Origin of the sequence: Pseudomonas sp. Irchel 3E20 (assembly GCF_900187645.1) — a bacterium.
Classification (GTDB): domain Bacteria; phylum Pseudomonadota; class Gammaproteobacteria; order Pseudomonadales; family Pseudomonadaceae; genus Aquipseudomonas.
Genome location: NZ_FYEE01000016.1, coordinates 24,638 through 43,914, shown reverse-complemented (window position 1 = coordinate 43,914; position 19,277 = coordinate 24,638). Strand labels below are relative to the sequence as shown.

Annotated in this window: 17 protein-coding genes; 7 read left to right on the top strand and 10 right to left on the bottom strand. The window is 64.2% G+C overall.

The genetic code is table 11. The features are described from left to right. The first annotated feature begins 53 nt into the window (after positions 1 to 53). Complete coding sequence (locus CKW13_RS22210) at positions 54 to 605, top strand: DUF2780 domain-containing protein (RefSeq protein ID WP_095110924.1); 552 nt, start codon at positions 54 to 56, stop codon at positions 603 to 605. A 1-nt stretch (position 606) separates the two neighbouring features. On the opposite strand, the gene CKW13_RS22205 is transcribed toward CKW13_RS22210, so the two are convergent. Continuing rightward, the gene (locus CKW13_RS22205; protein WP_095110923.1) at positions 607 to 1,494 is read right to left on the bottom strand and encodes an acyltransferase; all 888 of its coding nucleotides are present in this window, start codon (positions 1,492 to 1,494) and stop codon (positions 607 to 609) included. A gap of 174 nt (positions 1,495 to 1,668) precedes the next feature. Here CKW13_RS22205 and CKW13_RS22200 point away from each other — a divergent pair, with 174 nt between their 5' ends. The 4 genes from CKW13_RS22200 to creD all read left to right on the top strand — a co-directional run bounded on the left by CKW13_RS22200 (position 1,669) and on the right by creD (position 5,805). Continuing rightward, on the top strand, positions 1,669 to 2,169 hold the full coding sequence (locus tag CKW13_RS22200) for an ATP-dependent zinc protease (protein WP_095110922.1): 501 nt from the start codon (positions 1,669 to 1,671) through the stop codon (positions 2,167 to 2,169). A gap of 61 nt (positions 2,170 to 2,230) precedes the next feature. Next, a complete protein-coding gene (creB, locus tag CKW13_RS22195; RefSeq protein ID WP_095110921.1) occupies positions 2,231 to 2,911 on the top strand; it encodes a two-component system response regulator CreB in 681 nt (226 codons plus the stop codon). After that, on the top strand, positions 2,911 to 4,335 hold the full coding sequence (creC, locus tag CKW13_RS22190; RefSeq protein WP_095110920.1) for a two-component system sensor histidine kinase CreC: 1,425 nt from the start codon (positions 2,911 to 2,913) through the stop codon (positions 4,333 to 4,335). The genes creB and creC overlap by 1 nt, the downstream gene beginning before the upstream one ends. A 105-nt stretch (positions 4,336 to 4,440) precedes the next feature. Continuing rightward, complete coding sequence (gene creD, locus CKW13_RS22185; protein ID WP_095110919.1) at positions 4,441 to 5,805, top strand: cell envelope integrity protein CreD; 1,365 nt, start codon at positions 4,441 to 4,443, stop codon at positions 5,803 to 5,805. Between the two features lie 198 nt (positions 5,806 to 6,003). Here creD and CKW13_RS22180 read toward each other — a convergent pair whose 3' ends face one another. The 8 genes from CKW13_RS22180 to CKW13_RS22145 all read right to left on the bottom strand — a co-directional run bounded on the left by CKW13_RS22180 (position 6,004) and on the right by CKW13_RS22145 (position 15,312). Then, positions 6,004 to 6,633, bottom strand: coding sequence for a glutathione S-transferase N-terminal domain-containing protein (locus CKW13_RS22180; RefSeq protein WP_095110918.1), 630 nt, complete (start codon positions 6,631 to 6,633; stop codon positions 6,004 to 6,006). 151 nt (positions 6,634 to 6,784) lie between these two features. Beyond that, positions 6,785 to 6,964, bottom strand: coding sequence for a hypothetical protein (locus CKW13_RS22175; RefSeq protein WP_095110917.1), 180 nt, complete (start codon positions 6,962 to 6,964; stop codon positions 6,785 to 6,787). Then, complete coding sequence (locus CKW13_RS22170) at positions 6,961 to 8,079, bottom strand: PepSY domain-containing protein (protein WP_095110916.1); 1,119 nt, start codon at positions 8,077 to 8,079, stop codon at positions 6,961 to 6,963. Before CKW13_RS22170 ends, CKW13_RS22175 begins: the two co-directional genes overlap by 4 nt. 169 nt (positions 8,080 to 8,248) lie before the next feature. Continuing rightward, positions 8,249 to 10,696 carry a TonB-dependent siderophore receptor gene (locus tag CKW13_RS22165; protein WP_095110915.1) on the bottom strand — a complete coding sequence of 816 codons (2,448 nt, stop codon included), beginning with the start codon at positions 10,694 to 10,696 and terminating at the stop codon, positions 8,249 to 8,251. 362 nt (positions 10,697 to 11,058) lie between these two features. Beyond that, a complete protein-coding gene (locus tag CKW13_RS22160) occupies positions 11,059 to 12,036 on the bottom strand; it encodes a FecR family protein (protein ID WP_095110914.1) in 978 nt (325 codons plus the stop codon). Continuing rightward, entirely contained in the window at positions 12,033 to 12,551 is a 519-nt protein-coding gene (locus CKW13_RS22155; RefSeq protein WP_095110913.1) for an RNA polymerase sigma factor, read from the bottom strand. The genes CKW13_RS22160 and CKW13_RS22155 overlap by 4 nt, the downstream gene beginning before the upstream one ends. A gap of 122 nt (positions 12,552 to 12,673) precedes the next feature. Continuing rightward, a complete protein-coding gene (locus CKW13_RS22150; protein WP_095110912.1) occupies positions 12,674 to 13,381 on the bottom strand; it encodes a PolC-type DNA polymerase III in 708 nt (235 codons plus the stop codon). Beyond that, positions 13,378 to 15,312: a putative nucleotidyltransferase substrate binding domain-containing protein gene (locus CKW13_RS22145; RefSeq protein ID WP_095110911.1), complete on the bottom strand. Its 1,935-nt coding sequence runs from the start codon at positions 15,310 to 15,312 to the stop codon at positions 13,378 to 13,380. The genes CKW13_RS22150 and CKW13_RS22145 overlap by 4 nt, the downstream gene beginning before the upstream one ends. 243 nt (positions 15,313 to 15,555) lie before the next feature. On the opposite strand from CKW13_RS22145, the gene CKW13_RS22140 reads away from it, so the two are divergent. Next, positions 15,556 to 15,999: a response regulator gene (locus CKW13_RS22140; protein WP_095110910.1), complete on the top strand. Its 444-nt coding sequence runs from the start codon at positions 15,556 to 15,558 to the stop codon at positions 15,997 to 15,999. An 82-nt stretch (positions 16,000 to 16,081) separates the two neighbouring features. Here CKW13_RS22140 and CKW13_RS22135 read toward each other — a convergent pair whose 3' ends face one another. Next, positions 16,082 to 18,259, bottom strand: coding sequence for a malate synthase G (locus tag CKW13_RS22135; RefSeq protein WP_095110909.1), 2,178 nt, complete (start codon positions 18,257 to 18,259; stop codon positions 16,082 to 16,084). 494 nt (positions 18,260 to 18,753) lie between these two features. Here CKW13_RS22135 and CKW13_RS22130 point away from each other — a divergent pair, with 494 nt between their 5' ends. Continuing rightward, complete coding sequence (locus tag CKW13_RS22130) at positions 18,754 to 19,272, top strand: glycine cleavage system protein R (protein WP_095110908.1); 519 nt, start codon at positions 18,754 to 18,756, stop codon at positions 19,270 to 19,272. Positions 19,273 to 19,277 lie beyond the last annotated feature (5 nt).

The window sequence follows — 19,277 nt, the reverse complement described above, 5'->3', positions numbered from 1 at the left end:
GGCAGCTTTGCGCCCGATTCCGGGCCCGTATTTAGCCCCAGGAGTGGTTCCCGATGAAGATGTCTCGCGGTTTGGTTTTGGCTTCGCTCTTGGCCCTGGCGGCCGGGCCGGTGTTTGCCGGTTTTAGCTTGAACGATGTGGTGGGCGCGGCGGCGAGCATGCAGGGCGGTGACAAGGCAGCCGCTGCGGCGCCGACTTCCCAGACCGCTGGCCTGCTCAGCGCGCTATCGGCGCTGGACGTCACGCCGCAGCAAGCGGTGGGCGGCACCAGTGCGATGTTGGGGCTGGCGAAGAACCAGCTCAGTTCCACCGATTACTCGCAGTTGGCCAAGAGCGTACCGGGGCTGGACAAGTTGTCCGGTGGCGGGCAGTTGGGCGCCTTGAGCGGCTTGCTTGGCGCCTCCGGCAAAGCCGCGGGCCTGGAAAACGCCCTGGGCAACGTGAAGAACACTGCCGACCTGAACAGTGCCTTCGGCGCGCTGGGGATGGACAGCGGCATGATCGGCCAGTTTGCTCCGGTGTTGCTCAAGTACCTGGGCGAGCAGGGCGTTGGCGGCCCACTGCTGCAAAGCCTGGGCAGCATCTGGGGCGCCAGCGCCGGTTGATTCAGGGGCGCTCGTCGCGCAACGCGGCGATGCGCGCGTCCTTTTCGGTCCAGAGCTGGTTGACCCAGTTCTGCACCGTTTGGCGAAACACCGGGTCGTTTTCGTAGTCGCCCTGCCACAGCGCCGGGTCCAGTTCGCGGGTGCGGATATCGATGATGACCTTGGGCACGTCGCCGCAAATCAGGCGCCAGAACCCCGGTATCCGTTGTGACGGATAGACCACCGTCACATCCAGCACCGCATCCAATTGCTCCCCCATCGCCGCCAGCACAAAGGCCACGCCGCCAGCCTTGGGCTTGAGCAGGTAGTTGAAGGGTGATTGCTGTTGCGCCCGTTTGGCGGGGGTGAAGCGCGTGCCTTCGAGGTAGTTGACCACGGTCACCGGTTGGCGCTTGAACAGCTCGCAGGCCTGTTGGGTGATCTTCAAGTCCTGGCCCGCCAGTTCCGGGTGCTTGGCCAGGAACGCCTTGGTGTAGCGCTTCATGAAGGGGTAATCCAGCGCCCACCAGGCCAGGCCCAGGAACGGCACCCAGATCAGCTCTTTCTTGAGGAAGAACTTGAAGAACGGCGTGCGCCGGTTGAGGGTCTGGATCAGCGCCGGGATATCGACCCAGGACTGGTGGTTGCTGATGACTAGGTACGAGGTGTCGCGGCGCAGGCCTTCACCGCCGCGGATGTCCCATTGGGTGGGGATGCACAGGGCGAAAATAAGCTTGTCGATTTCGGCCCAGGTCTCGGCGATCCACATCACCGCCCAGGAGGCGTAGTCGCGGCCACGGCCGGGCAGCAGGAGTTTGAGCAGGGCGAACACCATTAGCGGGCCAAACAGCACGAGGGTGTTGAGCAGTAGCAGCAGGGTAACCAGACAGCCGGTGAGCAGGCGGCGCATAAGCAACTCTTGGGTCATGTGGGACGGGGCATGATAAGCAGCTTAGTGGCGCAGGCCAACTTTGCCGGGGTCACGAATGTTTCACGCGCGCCTCGTTATGTTGAGCAACTGAGGAACCAACCTGCGGCCCGGGGTCTAAAATCCCGCTGCTTCCACTCCAAGGACATTGCCCACGTGAAATCCCTTCTCGCACTGCTGACCCTGGTGGCCCTGCCGGCCCTGGCCGCCGAACCGACCCTGTACGGGCGCTACGAATACATCCAGTTGCCGGAGATCGGCGGCGAGGTGCTCAAGGCCAAGATGGACACCGGCGCGTTGACCGCGTCCCTGTCGGCCAAGGACATCGAGACCTTCACCCGCGACGGCGAAGACTGGGTGCGCTTTCGCCTGGCGACCAAGGGCGCGAGCAACAAGGTCTACGAACACAAGGTCGCGCGCATCAGCAAGATCAAGAGCCGCGCCGACGAAGACGAGGAAGAAACCCCCGAAGCGGCGCGCCGCCCGGTGGTCGATCTGGAGCTGTGCCTGGGCAACGTCAAGCGCACGGTGGAGGTCAACCTCACCGACCGCAGCAGCTTCAACTACCCGTTGCTGATCGGCGCCAAGGCCCTGCGCGAATTCAATGCGGCGGTGAACCCGGCGCGGCGTTTTACCGCGGACAAACCTGACTGTTGAACGATTGACGGCGCCCCAGCCTTGGGGCACCGTTCGCGCACTCCACTCCTGGCCCGATGCCATGCCCCATATCCTGATTGTCGAAGACGAAGCGGCCATTGCCGACACCCTGGTGTTCGCCCTCCAGGGCGAGGGCTTCACCACCACTTGGCTGAGCCTCGGCGCAGCGGCCCTTGAGCACCAGCGCAACACCCCGGCGGACCTGCTGATCCTCGATATCGGCCTGCCGGATATCAGCGGCTTCGAGACGTGCAAGCAACTGCGGCGCTTCAGTGACGTGCCGGTGATGTTCCTCAGTGCCCGTGACGGTGAGATCGACCGGGTGGTGGGCTTGGAGATCGGTGCCGACGATTATGTGGTCAAGCCCTTCAGCCCCCGGGAAGTGGCGGCGCGGGTGCGTGCCATCCTCAAACGCATGGCGCCACGGGTGACGCTGGCCGGTTGCAGCCCGCTGTTCCAAGTGGACGTCGAGCGCGTGTTGATTACCTATCGCGGCCAGCCCCTGAGCCTGACCCGCCACGAATTCCGTTTGCTGCACTGCCTGCTGGAGCAACCGCAGCGGGTGTTCAGCCGCGAGCAATTGCTCGATGCCCTGGGCGTGGCGGCGGATGCCGGCTACGAGCGCAGCATCGACAGCCATATCAAAAGCGTGCGCGCCAAATTGCGCCTGGTGGCACCCAACGCCGAGCCGATCCAGACCCATCGGGGCCTGGGCTACAGCTACAGCCCGGAGCATGGCTGATGCCCCTGGGGGTGCGGATTTTCCTGGTGTACGCGCTGTTCATCGGCCTCACCAGCTACTTCGTACTGAACACGGTGATGGAAGAAATCCGCCCCGGCGTGCGCCAGTCCACCGAAGAAACCCTGGTGGACACCGCCAACCTGATGGCCGAGATCCTGCGCGACGACGTCAAGGCCGGCACCCTGGGCCAGAGCCGCTGGCCACAACTGCTCAAGGCCTACGGCGACCGCCAGCCAGCAGCCAGCATCTGGGGTTTGGCGAAGAACCAGGTCAACCACCGCATCTACGTGACCGACGCCCAGGGCATCGTGTTGCTCGACTCCAGCGGCCTGGCCCTGGGCCAGGATTACTCGCGCTGGAACGACGTCTACCTGACCCTGCGCGGCGAATACGGCGCACGTTCCACCCGCAGCGATGCGCATGATTCCACCTCTTCAGTGATGCACGTGGGCGCGCCGATCCGCGATAACGGCCGGATCATCGGCGTGGTCACGGTGGCCAAGCCCAACAGCTCGCTGCAACCCTATATCGACCGCACCGAGCGGCGGCTGCTGTGGTACGGCGCGGCGCTGATCGGCCTGGGCCTGTTGTTCGGCGCCTTGCTGTCGTGGTGGCTGAGCCGCTCGCTGCGCCGCCTCACTGCCTACGCCCAAGCCGTCAGCGAAGGGCGCCGGGCCCAGGTGCCGCACTATCGCGGTGGTGAGCTGGCGCAACTGTCCAGCGCCGTGGAGCACATGCGCACCCAACTGGAGGGCAAGGCCTACGTCGAGCGCTACGTGCACACGCTGACCCACGAATTGAAGAGCCCATTGGCGGCGATTCGCGGCGCGGCGGAGTTGCTCCAGGGCGACATGCCGGTGGCGGCGCAGCAGCGCTTCGTGAGCAATATCGACAGTGAAAGCGCGCGCATGCAGCAGTTGATCGAACGCCTGCTGAACCTGGCCCTGGTGGAACAGCGCCAAGGTTTGGAAGAGCGGGTGGCGGTGCCATTGGCGCCGCTGTGGGAACAATTGCTCAGCGCGCAAAGTGCGCGGATCGAGGCACGGCAAGTGCGCATCGAACACACCATCGCCCCGGACCTGGCCCTGATCGGCGAGCCGTTCCTGCTGCGCCAGGCCCTGGGCAACCTGCTGGAAAACGCCCTCGACTTCACCCCGCGCGGTGGCCTGCTGCGGCTACAGGCCCAGCGGCGGGGCGAGCAGGTCGAAGTGGCGTTGTTCAACCAGGCCGCAGCCATTCCCGACTATGCCTTGCCCAGGCTCTGTGAGCGCTTCTACTCCCTGCCACGGCCCGACAGCGGGCGCAAAAGCACTGGCCTGGGCCTGAATTTCGTCGAGGAAGTGGTGCAACTGCACAGCGGGCGCATGAGCATCGGCAATGTCGAGGGCGGCGTGCAAGTTACCCTCCTACTCCCCTGCCAGTAGCCTGCGGGCGGGCCCGCTTGCTACCACCACACAATCTCCACATTCGCTCCATAAAGCCTCCACCGACGCGCCCCAGACTCTCCCCATCCAAACAGGGAGACACCCATGAACCGCAGCCTGACTTTAAAACTAGGGGCCATTGCCCTACTGATTGTGCTGTTGTTGATTCCGCTGCTGATGATCGACGGCATGATCCAGGACCGCCAGCAACTGCGCGACGGCGTGCTCGAAGACATCGCCCGCAGCTCCAGCTACAGCCAGCAACTGACCGGGCCGATCATGGTCGTGCCGTTTCGCAAGGTGGTGCGCACCTGGAAGACCAACGAAAAAACCAACCAGCGCTACCAGGAAATCGGTGAGCAGCGCGGGCGCCTGTACTTTCTGCCGGAGCGTTTCGAGCTCGACGGTAAGGTGCAGACCGAACTGCGTTCGCGGGGTATTTACCAGGCGCGGCTGTTCCACGCCGATAACCGCATCAGCGGCCAATTCGTGATTCCCCCGCAATGGGGCATCGACGAAGACTTTGCCGACTATCAGTTTGAGCAGGCCTTTGTCGCGGTTGGCATCAGCGATATCCGCGGCATCGAGAACGCCCTCACGTTGCAGTTCAACGGCCAGGACCTGGACTTCATCCCCGGCAGCAACGTTGATTGGTTGGGTGAAGGCGTGCGCGTCGCCCTGCCACCGCTGAACCCGGCCAAGGCTTTGCAATTGCCGTTCGGCTTCGACCTGCGCTTGCAAGGCACCGGCCAGTTGCAAGTGACGCCGGTGGGCAAAACCAGCGAAGTGAAACTGGCGGCCAACTGGCCCCACCCCAGCTTTATCGGCAACTACCTGCCGACCCGGCGCGAGATCGGCGAGAGCGGCTTTACCGCCCAGTGGCAGACGTCGTTCTTCTCCACCAACCTCGAAGAAGCCATGAGCACCTGCGTCAACGGCGCCCGCTGCGAGGAGTTCAACGGCCGCAGCTTTGGCGTGAGCTTTATCGACCCGGTGGACCAGTACCTCAAGAGCGACCGGGCGATCAAATATGCGCTGCTGTTCATTGCCTTGACCTTTGCGGGCTTCTTTCTCTTTGAAGTGCTCAAGAGCATGGCGGTGCACCCGATCCAGTACGCTTTGGTGGGTGCGGCTTTGGCGTTCTTCTACTTGCTGCTGTTGTCGTTGTCCGAGCACCTGGGCTTTGCCCTGGCGTACCTGCTGTCGGCCAGTGCCTGCGTGGTGTTGATCGGCTTTTACGTCAGCCACGTGCTGCGCAGCGCCCGCCATGGCCTGAGTTTTTCGGCGGGGTTGGCGGCCCTGTACGGCTTGCTCTACGGCTTGCTCAGCGCTGAAGACTACGCACTGCTGATGGGCTCGCTGCTGCTGTTCGGCTTGCTGGGGGTGTTCATGGTGCTGACGCGCAAACTGGATTGGTACGGCATCGGCCCGGGCAAGTCGGCCAAGGCGCTGGAGGTGGCCGATGAGTAGGTCGCTGGGGTTGCGCGAGGATCAGCGCGAAGGGGAACGGTTGGTGATGTGGTTGGCGCAGGTTTTTGTGGGGGACCTACAGGCGCTATCGCGGGCAAGCGGTGCGCCGCCCGGCCCTCTCCCACATTGGAATGCGCTTGCCCGTGGGAGCGAGCCTGCTCGCGATAACCCTTGCCCCTCCACCGCGATGCCGGGGTTTTACTGCGGTGGTTCAGTCTCGCGCATCGATTCACGCTGACTGACCTGGGCATACCACGCCGCCAACTGTGGGTTGGCGGTGCGCCATTGCAGGTCGGGGTGGCGAAAATCCAGGTAACCCAAGGCGCAAGCCAGGCTGATGGCGGCCACGTCAAAGTGGCTGGCGAGTTCGGCGATGGCCTGGGCCTCGAAGGCCGCCAGGGCCCGGCGCATTTTGTCGCGTTGGGCCTCGAGCCATTGTTCCCAGTGCTTCTCAGGCGCGCGCAGGGCCAGTTCGTAACGCACCAGCACGGCGGCGTCCAGGATCCCGTCGGCCATTGAGGCCAGCGTCAGGCGCCGCCAGCGCGCCGGGCCGTCGCGGGGGATCCGCGGGTTGCCGACATGCTGGTGGTCGAGGTAGTCAAGGATCACCCGGCTGTCGTGGATGACAGTGCCGTCGGCCAGGCGCAGGGCCGGGATCTTGCCCAGGGGGTTGTCCAGGTTCAGCGCCGCATCGGGGTGCACCGGGCTTAACTGGCTCAGTTGCAATGCCACCCGGCTCTGTTGCCCGGTTTCGTGGAGCAGCACCCTGACCTTGCGCACATAGGGCGAGGCCGGGTTGTGGAAGAGGGTCATGCTGGGCGCGGACATGGGCGTTCCTCGAAAAGCATCGAGTGTAGCTGCGGGCGGTCTGCGTGGGAAAAGGCTGGGTTGTTTTTCTGGTCGCCAGATGGCTATCGCGGGCGGGCCCGCTCCCACAGGGTTCAGCGCAATCCCCGTGGGAGCGGGCTGGGCGGCGCCCTCAAGCCCTACGCCACAACCCCCGGATGCCCAACACCGCCGGTACCCCCAACCCCAACCAACTCAAGGCGTCCCACACGCCATCCCCCAGCAGCGCGGCAAACAGCCCGGCCGCGCTGAGCAGGGCGATGACGCTGGGAATGGCGAAGACCTTCCAGAAACTCGATTGCCGTGGCTTCACGCGGGCACCTCCACGGCTTTCGCCGCTTTGCGCCGCACGACCCACAGGTACAGGCCACTGCCAAGGACGACGATGGTCAGCACGTCCAGCACGGCCCAGAGGATTTTCATCGGCATGCCGCCGTAGTCGCCAAAGTGCAGGGGCTGGGACATGCCCATGGCGTCCATGTACCAGGGCCGTTGCGCCACGGCAGTGACCTTGAGGGTGCTGGCGTCGATCAGTACCGGGGTGAGCAGGTGTGAGGTCAGGTGAGTGCTGCCTTTCATGAACACCGCGTAGTGGTGCTCGCTGGAAAAGCGCGTGCCGGGGAAGGCGATGAAGTCCGGGCGCATGCCGGGTGCAGCTTCTTGCGCGATGTCGAGCAAGCGGCTGGCCGGGGCCAGCGTGGCCAGCGGCGGGGCATCGCGGTAGGGCTGGACCATGGCGCTGAGACTGTCGTTGCGCCACGCCGCGATAATCAGGTCGGCGCAGGCGCTGATGACCCCGGTCACGCCCACCACCAGGGCCCAGGTCAGGGTCACGACGCCGATCAGGTTGTGCAGGTCGAGCCAGCGCAGGCGGGTGGATTTGTCGTGGCGCACGGTGGCGAATTTCAAGCGGCGCATGAACGGCAGGTACAACACCGCGCCCGAGACAATCGCCAGCACGAACAGGATGCCCATGAACGCCAGCAGCAGCTTGCCCGCTAACCCGGCGAACATATCCACATGCAGGCGCAGGATGAACATCATCACCCCGCCATTGGCCGAAGGCATGTCCACCACCTCGCCGGTGCGGGCATCGAGCATGAAGGTGTGGGACGCGTTGGGCTCGGTGCCGGCGGTGGCGGCCATGATCGCCACCACGCCGTTGGGGTCTTCTTCATCCCAGCCGAAGTACTGCATCACTTCCCCGGGGCGATGGGCCTGGGCCTTGAGCACCAGTTGCTGCAAGTCCAGTTGGGGGGTATCGGCGGGCAATTGTGCCAGCTCGGGCGCATCGCCCAGCAGGTGATCGATTTCATGGTGAAAGATCAACGGCAGGCCGGTCAGCGCCAGCATCAGCAGGAATGCGGTGCAGATCAGGCTGGTCCAGGTATGAACCGCAGACCAGCGGCGGATGGTTCGGCTTTTCATCGGGGCTCCACAGGCAAAAATAGGCTGCCTTGCGGGCAGCCTATAGGTCACGGGATTTTTCTTGGGTGGGAGCGAGCCTGCTCGCGATAGCGCCGGCCCAGCCAACATCGCTGTCGGTTGGCCGGCCGCCATCGCGAGCAGGCTCGCTCCTACAAGGGTTTATCTCTTTTTAGAATTTGTAATTCACGCTGGCGACCACGTTGCGTTCGTCACCGTAGTAGCACCAGTAGCCGTCGCAGTTGGCCAGGTAGTCCTTGTTGAACAGGTTCTTGGCTTCGACGGCGACGGTCATGCCTTTGAGGCTGTTGCCCAGGCGGCCCATGTCGTAGTGCACGGCGGCGTCGTACACGGTGTAGGAGCCCACGTGGGCGACGGCGGTGTTGCTGGCATTGCCGTAGGTGTCACCGACGTAGCGCACGCCCGCGCCCATGCCGAAGCCGTCGAGCACGCCGGCGTTCCAGGTGTAGTCGCCCCACAGGGTGGCCTGGTTGCGCGGGATCAGCGCCATACGCTTGCCCACTTCGTCGGGTTTGCCCTTGAGGGTTTCGGTGTCGGTGTAGGTGTAGGAGCCGACCACCTTGAGGTTGTCGTTGACCTGGGTGGTGGCTTCCAGCTCCAGGCCGCGGACCTGCACTTCGCCGACCTGGCGGGTGAGGCTGCCTTCGGCGACTTTCACGTTGCTCTGGCGCAAGTCATACACGGCGGCGGTCAGCAGGCTGCGGCTGCCCACGGGTTGATACTTTACGCCGGCCTCGTACTGGCGGCCCTCGGTGGGTTTGAACGATTGCGCCGCATCGACGCTGGCGCCGGTGCTCGGTTGGAACGACTCGGTGTAGGACAGGTACGGCGTCACGCCGTTGTCGAACACGTAGCTCAGGCCGACGTTGCCGGTGAAGGCTTTGTCGCGCTGGGTGCTGGTGGCGTCGCCCCTGTTGTGGAAGGTGGTGCCGGTGTGCACCCAGTCTTCACGTCCGCCCAGGGTCAGGCGCCAGTTGTCCAGGGCCATTTGGTCCTGGATGTAAACGCCGGTTTGCTGGGTTTTCTGGCCAAAGTCCTGCAACGCGAAGTAGCTGACATTGGACATGTCCTGGCCGTGCACCGGGCGGTTCACGTTGATCGGCGGCACGTTGTAGCCATTGGGTTTACCGTCGGCGCCGTAGGTGTACGAGCCGCCGTACAGCCATTGGTAGTTGGTGTTGGAGCGTTGGTGATCGACGCCCAGCAACAGGGTGTGCTGCACGGCGCCGGTCTGGAAGTCAGCCTGGAAGTTGTTGTCCACGGCGAACTGGCTGATGTCTTCGTTGACGATGCCCGCCTCGCGGTTGACGTTGCCATCGGCATCGACCGTGTTGATGGTGCCGACGTTGACGGCTTGAAAACCCAAATCGCTCTTGGTGTAGCGCAGGTTTTGCTTGAACTGCCAGGTGTCGTTGAGGTGCGTTTCAAAGGCGTAGCCCAGGGCGTAGTAGGTGCGGTCGTAGAAGTCCCAACCCGGCTCGCCGAGGTTCTTGTGGTGGGAAATCTTGCTGCCTGGCAGTTGGGTGCCCTGCAACGGCAGGAACTGCCCGGTGATGCCCGTATCGTCGCGGGTGTACTGGGAAATGAACGTCAGCTTGGTGTCGTCGTTGATGTTCCAGGTCAGGCTGGGGGCGATGTTGTAGCGCTTGTCCGGGATGTGATCGACCGGCGCGTTGCTGTCGCGCACCACGCCGCTGACGCGGTAGAGAAAGCGGCCTTCGTCATCGATTTTGCCGGTGCTGTCGAAGTTGATTTGCTTGTGTTCGTTGCTGCCGGCCTGGGCTTCGACCTGGTGGGCACTTTCAGCCTGGGGGCGGCGGCTGACCATGTCGAGCATGCCGCCGGGCGGGGTCTGGCCGTACACGGACGAGGCCGGGCCGCGCAACACGGTGATGCGTTCCAGGTTCCACGGCTCGACCTTGGGGTTGGAGAACGAGCCCTTGGGCAGCGGGATGCCGTCGAGGAACTGGGTCGGGTCGAAGCCGCGCACCCGCAGCCAGTCGGCGCGCGAGTCGGAACCGTAGCCGCTGCTCTGCACGCCGGCGGTGTAGCGCAACGCGTCGTTGAGGTTGAGCACTTGGCGCTCGTCCAGTTGCTCGCGGGTAATCACCGTCATCGAGCGCGGTGCTTCGACAATCGGCGTGTCGGTCTTGGTGCCGGCGGCGGTGCGGGTGGCGACGTAACCGTCGGCCGGGCCCCAGGCGCTTTCCAGGTTTGCCTGGCCGGTGATGCTGGTAACCGGCAGGGCCAATGCGCCCTCCGGCACTGGGGCCAGGCTGTAGGTGCCGGCGCCGCTCTGTTCCAGTTGCAGGCCGGTGCCACGTAGGGCCTGGCGCAGGGCGGTGCTGGCGTCGAACTGGCCCTGCACCGGCGCCGAGGTCTTGCCGGCGGCCAGGGCGGGGTCCAGGGTCAGGGCCAGGCCGGCCTGGCTGGCGATCTGATTCAGGGTGCCGGCCAAGGGTGCAGCCGCCAGGTTGTAGGCCCGCACGGCGGACGCCTGCTCGGCGGCGATCAAGGCAGTGCTGGCCAGCGGTGCGCACAGGGCGATGGCGACGGCCAACAGGCTGGGGCGCAACAGGGTATCGAACGAACGGGACATCGGCGGCTCCTGAATGGAAATATTTCTCAATTGCCTAGGTGCCGAACGAGATGGAAAAAGTGATAGGGCGTGAATGAAATTAATTTAGATTCAGCAAGTAAAGAGGGATGTGGGTCGTTTGAGTGTGGGCCGGGCGCCGCTCCGCTCGCCCGCGATGAGGTCGGCCATCGAATGGATACATATCGACAGTGCTGCCGCCATCGCGGGCAGGCCCGCTCCCACAGTTGAATGGTGGTGAGGGTGGAATTTTATTTTTTCTGTGGGCGCGAGCCTGCTCGCGATGGCGGCACTGAGTGGCGGTGACGAATGGTCGAGGTAAGACCGTTGCTCCCACAGGAAAATGCCCCAACCGCGTTCTGAGGCTAAAGCGGCTCAACCTTGGCCTCGACCGTCACCCACCACGGCGTGTGCTGCTGGATCTGCACCGGCAGGGTCGGCAGCAGGGCGGTGAGGGCCAGGTCGGTGTCGTGCAGCGGGAAGCTGCCGGTGATACGCAGGTCGGCCACTTGCGCGGTCACGCCCAGGTGGCCGGGGCGGTAGCGGCTCAGTTCGTTGACCAGGTCTTCCAGGCGCGCGTTGTCCACCACCAGCATGCCGCGGGTCCAGGCGTCGGCGCCGGGCTTGAGGGCGATCAGCGGGCCGAGGCCGTCGCGGCGCATCAGCACTTGCTGGCCGGCCTGGTAGATCTGCTCGTCGGCGCCGGCCTGCGGGTGGGCGGCCACGGCCGATTGCAGCACGCTCAGGCGCGTGCCGGCCTCTTCGCGGCGCACCAAGAAGCGTGTGCCCAGGGCGCGCAGGCTGCCGTCGGCGGTTTCGACGATAAACGGGCGTGGGTCGTTGTGGCCGGTCTCGACCAGGATTTCCCCTTCCTGCAACACGATGCGCCGCTGCTTGTCGTCGAAGCGCACGTCCATCGCGCTGTGGGTGTTGAGGTTGATAAGGGTGCCGTCGGCCAGGCGCAGCGTGCGTTGCTCGCCGGTGGCGGTGCGTTGGTCGGCCAGCCAGTAATCCACAGGCAGGTAGCGCGGGCCGGCGAACAGCGCCAGGCCGCACACCAACACCACACTGGCCAACCCGGTGCCGAGTTTGCGCACGCGCCGGCGGATGCCTTCGCGCGATTGCAGCAGGGCCGTGCGCGCCGGGCCGCTGGCGGCGCTGAAGCGTTGGTCGAGCATGCCCAGTTGCCGCCAGGCGCGGGCGTGTTCTTCGGCGGCGGCGTGCCATTGGGCGAAGGCTTCGCGCTCCAGCGCGCTGGCGGCGCCGCAGTCCAGGCACAACTGCCAGGCAATCGCGGCGTCCAGCACCTGTGCCGAGACGGGTTGGCGTTCGGCGCGGCTCATTGCGGCGCGCCGTACAGGGCGATGTAGCACTGGCGGATGCCCTGGGCCAGGTACTGGCGCACGCGGGGCACCGACACACCGAGGCGCTCGGCGATTTCGCCGTGGCTCATGCCGTCGAGACGGTTGTAGAGGAACGCGGCGCGGGCCTTGGTCGAGAGCTTGCCTAGCAGGCGATCGATGGCCTTGAGGTCTTCGAGGATCAGTTGCTGTTCTTCCGGGGACGGTTGTTCGTGCACGGGGATCAGCATCAGTTCGCTGAGGTAGGCCTGTTCCAGCGCGGCGCGGCGGAAGTAGTCGAACAACAGGCCCTTGGCGATGGCCACCAAAAACGCCCGCGGTTCACGCGGGGCGTTGAAGCTGTCGCGGCCCAGCAGGCGCACGAACGTGTCCTGGCTCAGGTCCTCGGCGCGCTGCGGGCAGGCCACATTGCGCCGCAGCCAAGCCAACAGCCAGCCGCGATGGTCGCGATAAAGCGAACCTACCAGCTCATTGTTGGGGTTTTGGACTGACGACACAGGGCATCACCGACGTAGGAGTTTAAGCTAACGAGAATTGTTCGCGATTCTGGCAGAAGCCTGGAGGCGGCGCAATTGGCGTTGGTCGGGTGCTGCTGTAGCAGGCGGGCGAGCCCGCTAGGTCAGAACGACCGCGCCTGGCGTCGGCGTTTCCATTGGCCCAGGCGCTGTTGCAGGTTCAGCGGGCTGTGGATTTGCTGCTGGCGGGCGCGGCTAAACAGGATCAGCGCCAGCTCGGCAGTGGCCAGGGCGTCGGCGCTGGCGTGGTGGCGTTCGCCCACGTGCAGCTTGAAGTGCTCGATCCAGTCGTCCAGCCCCGCCTCGCGGATGTGCGCCTGGGGGCAGACCAGCGGCGCCATGTCCGCCACATCCAGGAACGGGTGCTGCAAGCGGTAGCCCAGGCTGGTTTTCAGGGCGCGGCCGAGCATGTGCTGGTCGAAGGGCGCATGGAAGGCCAGCAGCGGGCTATCGCCGACAAATTCCATGAAGTCGAGCAAGGCCTCCACCGGGTCGCTGCCGGCGGCAATCGCGCTGGGCCCCAGGCCATGGATCAACACGCTGGGCCCCACGCTGTGGTCGGGGCGTTGCAGGGTGCGCTCGAACTGTTGACGAAAATCGATGGCGCCGTCTTCGATCACCACGGCGCCGATGGACAGCACTACATCTTTGTTCAGGTTCAGGCCGGTGGTTTCCAGGTCCACCACCACCCAGCGCTGCTCGCGCAGGCTGCACTCGTCCAGTGGCGCGGCGGGCGCCAGGGCCTCCAGGCGTTGTTGCTGGGTTGGGCTCAGGGTCGGCGCGCTGGGGCGCAGCCAGTTGAACAGGCTCATAGCTGATACCGCAGGGCCAGGCTGCTTTGCAGGCGTTGGGCCTGGCGCAGGGACTCGCGCAGGATGCGCCGGTCGAGGTGGTTGAGGCTGTCGGGGTCGACGCGGTTGGAGTAGGGCAGGTTTTCCCGGGTCTGCAATTGGTGTTGCTGCATGCGGGTTTGCTGGATGAAGTGGTAAGCCTCCTCGTAGGCGGCGCCGTCCAGGCGTTCGATCACTTCGCGCTCGACCAATTGGCGCAGGCGTTCGAGGGTGTTGTTGGCTTCCACGCCGTTGGCCAGGGCCAGCAGGCGGGCGCCGTCGACGAAGGGGGTCAGGCCTTGCACTTTCAAGTCCAGGGTGGCTTTGTCCGTGCCTTTGCGCGTCAGCACGAAATCGCGGAAGCGCCCCACGGGCGGGCGTTGGCGCAGGGCGTTCTCGGCCATCATGCGTTGGAACAAGCGGTTGTCGGCGACCTGCTCCAGGATGCCCCGGCGCAGTTGCTCGCAACCCTGTTCGTCACCCCATACCACCCGCAGGTCGAAGTAGATGCTGGAGGCCAGCAGGTTTTCCGGTGTCGCCTCGCGGATAAACGCCGCGAAGCGCCGCGCCCATTCGGCCCGCGACAGGCACAGCTCGGGGTTGCCGGCCATGATGTTGCCTTTGCACAGGGTAAAACCGCACAACGCCAGGTTCTGGTTGATGTGCTGCGCCAGGGGCAACAGCTTGCCGCGGATCTCGGCGGCATGGGCGGCGTCGCGGGCCTCGAAGAGGATGCCGTTGTCCTGGTCGGTGTGCAGGGTCTGCTCGCGGCGCCCTTCGCTGCCAAAGCACAGCCAGGTGAACGGCACGCCGGGGTCGCCCTTGTCGGCCAGGGCCAGCTCGATGACCCGACACACGGTGTGGTCGTTGAGCAGGGTGATGATGTGGGTGATTTGGGTCGAAGACGCACCGTGGGCCAGCATGCGCTCGACCAATTGGCCGATTTCCCCGCGCATGGCCACCAGGTTCTCCACCCGGGGCGCATTGCGGATGGTGCGGGCCAGGTGCACCAGGTCGACCCGCTGCAGGGAGAACAGATCGCGCTCTGACACCACGCCGCACAGGCGCTGATCCTTGACCAGGCAGACGTGGGCGATATGCCGCTCGGTCATGGCGATGGCCGCATCAAACGCACTGTGCTCGGGGCTGAGGAAAAACGGCGCCTGGGTCATGTGCCGGGCGATGCTTTGGTTGAAATCGCTGGTGCCGTCGGCCACCACTTGGCGCAGGTCGCGCAGGGTGAAAATGCCCAGCGGTGCCTTGTGCTCATCCACCACCACAATGCTGCCGACCTGCTGCTCGTGCATCAGCGTCACCGCCTCGCGCAGGGGCGTGGCGGGCAGGCAACTGACCGGGTGGCGCATGGCCAATTCACCCAGGCGCGTGTTCAGGGAGTATTGGGTGCCGAGGGTTTCCACGGCTTTTTGCTGCACCTGCTGGTTGACCTGATCCAGCAGGCTGCTGACCCCGCGCAGGGCGAAATCGCGAAAGGCGCTGGAAAGGGCGAACAGCTTGATGAACGCGAGTTTGTTCAGTTGCAGGCAGAAGGTGTCCTCCCCCGCCCGATGCTCGGTGCGGGTGGCGCGCTCGCCCAGCAGCGCGGCCAGGGGAAAGCACTCGCCCGTAGTGATCTCGAACGTGGTTTCGGTACCGCCCCGCGCCGTGTGCGGGCGCTCACCCACCACGCGGCCCTGCTTGACGATAAAAAAGTGCTCCACCGGCCCGTCGGCAGGTTTGACGATACTCTCGCCAGCGGCATAGAAGCGCAGTTGGCATTGCTCCACCAGGTACGCCAAGTGGGCGTTTTCCATCTGGTTGAAGGGCGGGAAGCGCTGCAGGAACTGCATGGTGCCGTGGATGTTCTGCAACACCGCGGTTTTCCCTGCCTGGGTGAAGGCATCCGTTTTGCTCATTGGCGTGTACCGCAGTCTTTTTGGATTTGTTGTGGCGGCCATGGTCGGCTGCCCGGTGCGCAGTGCCCATTGGACGTAAGTCTAGGCTCGGTCACAAATATTCAGACATGGCCTACGAGAACTGGCGAATAAACCGCTTGTCGGCACTCTTGGAAAACTTTCCGACGAAGCGCACATTGAAGCTTCGCCCGGCGATGTCAGACCACTGTGCTGGGAGATTGTCTTGAACCTGTAGAGATTGTTATGCCTGACCACGATATTTTGAGCGAGGCCGAGCGCGAGGCGCTCAGTGCCGTGATGCTGGAACCGGATTTGCCGCCGCAACGGGTACTGATCGTTGACGACGACCGCGATGCCCGCGAGCTTCTCGCAGAAATCCTCGCCCTGGACGGCATCCACTGCCTGACTGCCGCCAGCGGCAAGGCCGCGCTCGACCTCTTGGCCTCGCGCAACTCCATCGGCCTGCTGATTACTGACCTGCGCATGGCGCCCTTCGATGGCCTGGACCTGATCCGCCAGGTGCGCGAATCGGTGCGCGCAGCGCTGCCGATCATCATCGTTTCCGGCGACGCCGAAGTGGGCGACGCCATCGCCGCCATGCATTTGAACGTGGTGGATTTTTTGCTCAAGCCCATCGATACCGACAAGCTGCTGGCGCTGGTCAAGCACGAATTGGGCATGGCATAGCCAGCCTGCGTCCTACGAACAGGTGCCAGAAACGACAAAGCCCCGACCTTGCGGCCGGGGCTTTGTGGTTTACGGCGTTGGCTTACAGGCCGTTGGCAGCCTTGAACTCACGGCGGCGGCGGTGCAGCACCGGCTCCGTGTAGCCGTTGGGCTGTTTGGTGCCTTCGATCACCAGTTCGACCGCTGCCTGGAAGGCAATGTTGCTGTCGAAGTTCGGGGCCAGTGGGCGGTACAGCGCGTCCCCGGCGTTCTGGCGGTCTACCACTGGGGCCATGCGCTTGAGGCTTTCCAGCACCTGAGCTTGAGTGACGATGCCGTGACGCAGCCAGTTGGCGATGTGCTGGCTGGAGATACGCAGCGTGGCACGGTCTTCCATCAGGCCGATGTCGTTGATGTCCGGCACCTTGGAGCAACCCACGCCTTGGTCGATCCAACGCACCACATAACCGAGGATGCCTTGGGCGTTGTTGTCCAGTTCGTTCTGGACTTCTTCGGCCGACCAGTGGGGATTGCCCGCCAACGGGATGGTCAGGATGTCGTCCACCGACGCGCGGCCGCGCTTGGCCAGTTCGGCCTGGCGGGCGAATACATCGACCTTGTGGTAGTGCAGCGCGTGCAGCGCGGCGGCGGTCGGCGACGGTACCCACGCGGTGTTGGCGCCGGCCAGCGGGTGGGCGATTTTCTGCTCCAGCATGGCGGCCATCAGGTCAGGCATGGCCCACATGCCTTTGCCGATCTGGGCGCGACCTTGCAGGCCGGTGCTCAGGCCGATATCGACGTTCCAGTTCTCGTAGGCGCCGATCCACTTCTCGGTTTTCATGGCGGCTTTGCGCACCATCGCGCCGGCTTCCATGGAGGTGTGGATTTCATCGCCGGTGCGGTCCAGGAACCCGGTGTTGATAAACACCACGCGCTCGCTGGCGGCCTTGATGCAGGCCTTGAGGTTGACCGTGGTACGGCGCTCCTCGTCCATGATCCCGACTTTGAGGGTGTTGCGTGGCAGGGCCAGCACGTCTTCGATGCGGCCGAACAACTCGTTGGTGAACGCGGCTTCTTCCGGGCCGTGCATCTTCGGTTTGACGATGTAGACCGAACCGGTGCGGCTGTTCTTGCGCGAGGTGTTGCCGTTGAGGCTGTGGATCGCCGCCAGGCTGGTCATCAGGCCATCGAGAATGCCCTCGGGGACTTCGTTGCCGTCCTTGTCGAGGATCGCGTCGATGGTCATCAGGTGGCCCACGTTACGCACGAACAACAGCGAACGACCGTGCAGGCTCAGTTCGCCGCCATCCGGGGTGGTGTAGGTGCGGTCGGCGTTCATGGTGCGGGTGAAGGTCTGGCCGCCCTTGGCCACTTCTTCGGCCAGGTCGCCCTTCATCAGGCCGAGCCAGTTGCGGTAGATCACCACTTTGTCGTCGGCATCGACGGCGGCGACGGAGTCTTCGCAGTCCATGATGGTGGTCAGCGCGGCTTCCATCAGGATGTCTTTGACACCGGCGGCATCGGTCTGGCCCACCGGGGTGCTGGCATCGATCTGGATTTCGAAGTGCAGGCCGTGGTTTTTCAGCAGCACGGCGGTCGGTGCCGCGGCATCGCCGTGGTAGCCGATCAGTTGCGCGTCATTGCGCAGGCCACTGTTGCTGCCGCCCACCAGGGCGACCACCAGTTTGCCGTCCACAATCTTGTAGCCCGTGGAATCGACGTGGGTGCCAGCGGCCAGGGGCGCGGCTTCGTCGAGGAAGGCGCGGGCGAAGGCGATGACCTTGTCGCCACGGACCTTGTTGTAGCCTTTGCCCTTTTGCGCGCCATCGGCTTCGCTGATGGCGTCGGTGCCGTACAGCGCGTCATACAGCGAACCCCAGCGGGCGTTCGAGGCGTTGAGGGCGAAGCGGGCGTTCATCACCGGCACCACCAGTTGCGGGCCGGCCATGCGGGCGATTTCGTCGTCGACGTTTTGCGTCGTCGCCTGGAAATCCGCTGCTTCTGGCAGCAAATAACCGATGTCTTGCAAGAAGGCTTTGTAGGCCACGGCGTCGTGGGCCTGGCTGGCATGAGCCTGGTGCCAGGCATCGATACGCGCCTGGAAATCATCGCGTTTGGCGAGTAGGGCTTTGTTCTTCGGTGCCAGGTCATGGATGACCTTGTCGGCACCGGCCCAGAACTGGTCGGCGGTGAGGCCGGTACCGGGAATGGCTTCGTTATTCACGAAGTCGAACAGGACTTTGGCGACCTGCAGGCCACCGACTTGAACGTGTTCAGTCATTGCTTGCCTCACTCTGCTCAGCTATTTCGCTTTTCAGCTCTTGTAAAAAAACAATGAAGCCTCTGGCCATTTAAACCACAAACCCCGGTGCCAGTACATGCCATCACTGTGGCGGCTGGTTCGTTCCAATCACAGGCTTGACGCCTTGCCGATAGTGCCGTGCGGGGTTGCGATGGCGCCGTGGCAGACATCGATCCAACGTTATGTAGTGCGCGCCGGGGCATACTACATGATGAATTGCGGTTGTGAAAATTAGACTAAATACGTCGTTCTGCGACCTAAGTCGGCAGTCTGGTCACGCCGTGGTGGGCGATGTTCTCAAAAAACAGATGAATTGTTCCAGATAAATATAAAAACAGTACACAGAATGTTTTTTAACCGGCTCCACAGAGGCTCCGTCGCCAGCGCGCTAGCCCGCTTGCTACAGCAGATGGGCCTCCGGCAGGCGAGGGCGCTGCCTATACTGGTTCGATCCATCACCTGAGGGCTTTGCCATGGACCACCTCGTACTCACCGTGATCGCCCCGGACAAACCCGGCCAGGTCGAGCACATCGCCCAGTGCATCGCCGAGCACGGCGGCAATTGGCTGGAAAGCCGCATGGCGCGCATGGCCGGGCAGTTTGCCGGGATCCTGCGCATCGGCGTGCCCGCCGAGGCCTATGACGCGTTGGTCGATGCTCTGCAAGGCTTGGCCACCCACGGCATCCGGGTGCTGATCGCCGAAAGCGGCATCGAACAGTCGTGCACCTGGAAGCCTATCGCTATGGAACTGGTAGGCAACGACCGGCCGGGTATCGTGCGCGATATCACGCGGCTGTTGAGCGAGCAGGGCGTCAACCTGGAGCGGTTGGTAACCGATGTGCGCCCCGCGCCCATGAGCGGCGAGCCGCTGTTCCATGCCGAGGCGCTGCTGGCTGTGCCGTTGACCCTGTCGCTGGACGTGCTGCAAACACGCCTGGAAACCCTGGCCGACGACTTGATGGTGGAGCTGGTGCTGCGCAGCGACAGCTGAAAGGC

What these genes read in the sequence shown, in the direction of transcription:
- CKW13_RS22135 (WP_095110909.1), bottom strand. Translation starts at nt 18,259, where the DNA reads ATGACTGAACACGTTCAAGTCGGTGGCCTGCAGGTCGCCAAAGTCCTG.
- CKW13_RS22205 (WP_095110923.1), bottom strand. Translation starts at nt 1,494, where the DNA reads ATGCGCCGCCTGCTCACCGGCTGTCTGGTTACCCTGCTGCTACTGCTC.
- creC (WP_095110920.1), top strand. Translation starts at nt 2,911, where the DNA reads ATGCCCCTGGGGGTGCGGATTTTCCTGGTGTACGCGCTGTTCATCGGC.
- CKW13_RS22210 (WP_095110924.1), top strand. Translation starts at nt 54, where the DNA reads ATGAAGATGTCTCGCGGTTTGGTTTTGGCTTCGCTCTTGGCCCTGGCG.
- CKW13_RS22130 (WP_095110908.1), top strand. Translation starts at nt 18,754, where the DNA reads ATGGACCACCTCGTACTCACCGTGATCGCCCCGGACAAACCCGGCCAG.
- creB (WP_095110921.1), top strand. Translation starts at nt 2,231, where the DNA reads ATGCCCCATATCCTGATTGTCGAAGACGAAGCGGCCATTGCCGACACC.
- CKW13_RS22140 (WP_095110910.1), top strand. Translation starts at nt 15,556, where the DNA reads ATGCCTGACCACGATATTTTGAGCGAGGCCGAGCGCGAGGCGCTCAGT.
- CKW13_RS22170 (WP_095110916.1), bottom strand. Translation starts at nt 8,079, where the DNA reads ATGAAAAGCCGAACCATCCGCCGCTGGTCTGCGGTTCATACCTGGACC.
- CKW13_RS22150 (WP_095110912.1), bottom strand. Translation starts at nt 13,381, where the DNA reads ATGAGCCTGTTCAACTGGCTGCGCCCCAGCGCGCCGACCCTGAGCCCA.
- CKW13_RS22165 (WP_095110915.1), bottom strand. Translation starts at nt 10,696, where the DNA reads ATGTCCCGTTCGTTCGATACCCTGTTGCGCCCCAGCCTGTTGGCCGTC.
- CKW13_RS22180 (WP_095110918.1), bottom strand. Translation starts at nt 6,633, where the DNA reads ATGTCCGCGCCCAGCATGACCCTCTTCCACAACCCGGCCTCGCCCTAT.
- creD (WP_095110919.1), top strand. Translation starts at nt 4,441, where the DNA reads ATGAACCGCAGCCTGACTTTAAAACTAGGGGCCATTGCCCTACTGATT.
- CKW13_RS22145 (WP_095110911.1), bottom strand. Translation starts at nt 15,312, where the DNA reads ATGAGCAAAACGGATGCCTTCACCCAGGCAGGGAAAACCGCGGTGTTG.
- CKW13_RS22160 (WP_095110914.1), bottom strand. Translation starts at nt 12,036, where the DNA reads ATGAGCCGCGCCGAACGCCAACCCGTCTCGGCACAGGTGCTGGACGCC.